The organism is Mobilicoccus massiliensis (assembly GCF_000826525.2).
GTDB classification, from domain to species: domain Bacteria; phylum Actinomycetota; class Actinomycetes; order Actinomycetales; family Dermatophilaceae; genus Mobilicoccus; species Mobilicoccus massiliensis.
In genome coordinates this window covers 1-3956 of sequence record NZ_LN651312.1, presented here as the reverse complement: position 1 = coordinate 3956, position 3956 = coordinate 1, and the positions used below count along the sequence as shown (strand labels likewise).

General features: G+C 71.0%; 3 protein-coding genes. All 3 read right to left on the bottom strand.

Features of this window, described 5'->3' with window-relative positions; genetic code table 11:
• Positions 1-341: 341 nt before the first annotated feature.
• Entirely contained in the window at positions 342-638 is a 297-nt protein-coding gene (locus BN1197_RS00030; RefSeq protein ID WP_040155161.1) for a hypothetical protein, read from the bottom strand.
• 182 nt (positions 639-820) lie between these two features.
• Positions 821-2656, bottom strand: coding sequence for a gamma-glutamyltransferase (gene ggt / locus BN1197_RS00025; protein WP_040155159.1), 1836 nt, complete (start codon positions 2654-2656; stop codon positions 821-823).
• Positions 2657-2820: 164 nt separating this feature from the next.
• Positions 2821-3687: an aminotransferase class IV gene (locus BN1197_RS00020; RefSeq protein WP_082043472.1), complete on the bottom strand. Its 867-nt coding sequence runs from the start codon at positions 3685-3687 to the stop codon at positions 2821-2823.
• Positions 3688-3956 lie beyond the last annotated feature (269 nt).

The following is a 3956-nucleotide window of genomic DNA, read 5'->3' as shown; positions in this document are numbered from 1 at the left end:
GCTCCTCTCAAGCCACGCCGGTCGGGCCGTGGTGTCCCGGCGAGCCGCACTACGGACATTAGCCACGAGGGCAGAGCGCAACAGGAGCGAACCCACCGGAACACCCCCAAGCCTTCCACTGGGAGCGGTCCGGGATGGGCGGGGGCGTGGTGAGGCCGAAGATCTCGCGCAAGAAAGACCGGTCACCGCGACCGCTGCGCCTGGCCCTCGCGACATCGATGCAGGTCAGGACGTTATGAGTTTCGCCGAGGCGAGAACTGACCGGTCTTTCTTGCGCGAGAATGCTCGGCCCGGTGGCTGTGCCGAGGCGAATGCCTGCGTGGCGAGGCGGCAGCGGACTCTCAGAGGCGGACCAGCCGGACCGGCGGGGCGTCGGGACGATCCACCGAGAAGGCGAAGACGGCGCCGGGCTCGGCGACGGCCGTCGAGATCTCCCGGTCGTCGGCCGACGCGCCGCCATAGCGGCGGAACGTCGAGGTGAACACACTGTTGCCCGCGACCTGGAACGCCGAGAGGGCGTCGGCCTGGTCGTTCGCCGCGACGACGAGACGCGCGCGCGTGGCCTCCGCGTCCCCGAGGGCCTCGGCCACGGAGGGATGGATCTTCGCGGTGACCGCGAACACAGGGGTGTCGGACATGGGGTTCCTTCGAACGGAGGACGGCAGGACGACGGGCCCGGCCGCGATACCGCTCCACTCATCGACACGTGCCGCGCCCAATCGAGAGGTTCGCCCGCCGACGCCGCCCCCGGGCGCGCCGACGCCCGGAATCCGGATGAAGTTCTGCGGAATTCCGGGCGCCGAGGCTCAAGTGCAGGGGTTCACCACTTGGGTGCGACGACCATGCCCGATCCGCCGCCGCCGCGGGTCGGCTCGGCGGCCGCGGTGAACCATCCGCGGGCGGGCATCGCGATGGCGGTGGCGCGGCCGATGATCTCCTTGACCTTCATCGGGTGGCCCATCGCGCGCAGGGCCTCGCCGGTCTTGCTGTCGTACAGCCGGGGCTCGATGTCGGTGGCCGTGTTGCGCGAGGAGATGCGCGGAGCCCCGACCGCGCCGACCAGCGTGAGGTCGCGGTCGAGGTAACCGGTGATGATCTGCGCCGTGCTCGTGATGATCGTCGGACCGCCCGCGGCGCCGGCGGCCAGCACCGGTCGACCGTGGTCGAGGACGATCGTCGGCGCCATCGACGACCGCGGCCGCTTGCCGGGCGCCGGGAGGTTGGGGTCGGGCTCACCCTTGATCGCCGGCGCGAAGTTGAAGTCGGTGAGCTGGTTGTTGAGCAGGAATCCGTAACCCGGCACGACCATGCCCGAGCCGCCGAACTGCTCGATCGTCGAGGTGTAGGCGGCGACGTTGCCCCAGCGGTCGGCCACGGTGAGGTGGGTCGTCGAGGCGCCGTCGTTGACCTTGGCGGGCTTGCCCGAGGCCAGCGGGCCGCACGAGATGTAGCGGCCGTCGGGCTGCCCGAACGCGATCGGACGGGCCTGAGCCTTGGCGGGGTCGAACCCGCAGGCGCGTTCGGCGGCGAAGCCCTTGGACAAGATCTCGCCGACGGGGGCGCCGTGGACGTCGCCCATCCAGCGGTCGCGGTCGGCGAACGCGGTGGCCGTGGCCTCGGCGAAACGGTGGAGGTACTGCACGCCATCGGTCTTCGAGAGCGGGGTGCCGGTGCGCTTCTCGTACTGCTCGAGCAGGTTGAGGGTCTCGGCCACCGCGGCGCCGCCGGCGCTCGGCAGGGGCATGCCGTAGACGTCGAGGCCCTTGTACGTGCTGGTCACCGGCTTCTTGGGCAGGGCGCGGTAGGCGCGCAGATCCGTCATCGTCATGCCACCGCGCGGCACCGTCACTCCCTTCGCGGTCGCGGGGTGATTGACGGTGTCGACGACGGCCTTGCCGATCGGTCCGTCGTAGAACGCCCCGATGCCCTTGCTGCGCAGGAGGCGGAAGGTCTTCGCGAGGTCGGGCTGGCGCAACACGTGACCAGGCTGCACCGGCTTGCCGCCCGGCAGGAACACCGCCGCCGTCGCGGGGAACTGGGCGAATCGCTCGGCGTTCTCGGCGGTGGCGGCGCTGAACGCCTCGTCGACGACGAAGCCGCGTTCGGCGATGCGCTGGGCCGGTGCGAGGGACTGGCGCAGCGAGCGGGTGCCGAAGCGGTCGAGTGCCTGCTGCCAGATCGCGAGGTTGCCCGGAACTCCCACGGACAGACCGGAGTTCACGGCGGTGTCGAAGTCCATCGGCTTGCCGTCGGGCCCGAGAAAGCTCTTCTCGTGCAGCGACGCCGGCGCAGTCTCACGCCCGTCGATGGTCTGGACCCGCTTCTTCTTCGCGTCGTAGTAGACGAAGAAGCCGCCGCCACCCATGCCAGTCGCGTAGGGCTCGACGACGTTGAGCGCGGCGGTCGCGGCGACGGCGGCGTCGGCGGCCGTGCCTCCGCGCTCGAGCACGTCGATCGCCACCTGGCTCGCAACCGGATCGACGGAGGCGACCGCTCCACCCCGGCCGCTCATCGTCGCGGTGTGCGGGAGCTCGTGGCCGACCGGCTCTCGATCCTTGGCCGGAGGCGGGGAGGCGTGGGCGCTCGCAGGGACGAGCGCCGGGGTCAGCAGCAGTGGCAGGGCGGCGGCGAGGGCGAGGGTGACTGTGCGGGTCATGCCCGGACCTTAGGTCGTCGCGGCTCCGGAACCGGCGGGTACGGGGACGGCACTTCGAGCGAATCCTCCTGCCGTGGCACGGGTGTCGATGCTCTGGCGGGCACGATGCCTCTGTCTGACCATCTCTGTCGTGGTGGCTAGATAGTGCTAGAGGCCGTGATCGATCAGAAGCCGGCGAGTCGGCGCACCAGCGCGTCGCCGTCGGAGTCCACGGCGAGGTCTATGCCGTCGATGCGCCGCAGCGGCGCCACCCCGCGCACGCTCGAGACGAACCAGGCGCCGTCGGCGGCGGCGAGGTCGGCGGGGGTGAAGAGCTCGTGGTCGACCGTGACGCCCGCGTTCGGGGCCTCCCGGCATATGCGGTCGACGGTGATCGAAGCGAGCACGCCGGTGGGTCCGGTCGGGGTCGTGAGCAGGCGGTCCCTGCGTCGGATCACCGCGGCCGAGGTCGGCCCCTCGAGCACGTAGCCGTCGGTGGAGACGAACAGTGCGTCGTCGGCTCCGCGCCGGTGGGCCTCCTCCTTGGCGGCGAGGTTGATCGCGTACGCGATCGTCTTGACCCCGCCGAGCAGCCACGGCGCATCGGCGTATGCGTCGCTCGCCGTGCCCCGATTCAGGGTGGCGATCGAGATGCCCTCGCGGGCGCGGAAGGTGTCGACGCCGAGCTGGGTGAGCGTGGCGTACGCGACCGGCGGGGCGGCGTCGGTCTCACCGCCGCCGGTGAGCACGAGCTTGAGCATCGCCTCGGCCTCGCCCGCGTACGCCTCGCAGAGGTGATCGACCAACCGCTTCCACGCCGTCGAGGCCGGGCAACCGATCCCCAGCGCCGACGCCGAACGGGCGAGTCGGGCGAGGTGCTCGTCCAGCAGATCGATGCGCGGCTCGCCACCGGAGAACCGGACTCGGGTCGCGTCGAAACAGCCCAGGCCGCGGGTGAGCCCGAGATCGTCCACCCCGACGACGGGCGCGTCCACAGGGACGATGCCACGCCCGAACACGGCTGCGACCTGTTGCAGAGGGGAGTTCGGCATGGGCGAGAGCCTACGGCCGCTGAGCGGTGGCGGAGAATGGCGATGCCGGTGTCTGACAGTATCTACGTCATTCGGAATAGAGCTGAATACGCTCCTCTAGACCGCTCGAACAGGCGTTTTCGTCGGAATCACGGGGGTGAAAGAGCCTGTCTGAGCAGGTGGGGGAGCCGGCCCGGGGCGGGTGGCGAAGCATCGGGGTGGCCTCGCGCCCGGAGACGACGGTGCCCCGTCCGCACGAGCGGTCCTCGATCGGGGGCCGACTCCGGCCC

Bases quoted from the DNA above. Each gene is read 5' to 3' on its own strand.
- BN1197_RS00030 (WP_040155161.1), bottom strand. From the start codon at position 638: ATGTCCGACACCCCTGTGTTCGCGGTCACCGCGAAGATCCATCCCTCC.
- ggt (WP_040155159.1), bottom strand. From the start codon at position 2,656: ATGACCCGCACAGTCACCCTCGCCCTCGCCGCCGCCCTGCCACTGCTG.
- BN1197_RS00020 (WP_082043472.1), bottom strand. From the start codon at position 3,687: ATGCCGAACTCCCCTCTGCAACAGGTCGCAGCCGTGTTCGGGCGTGGC.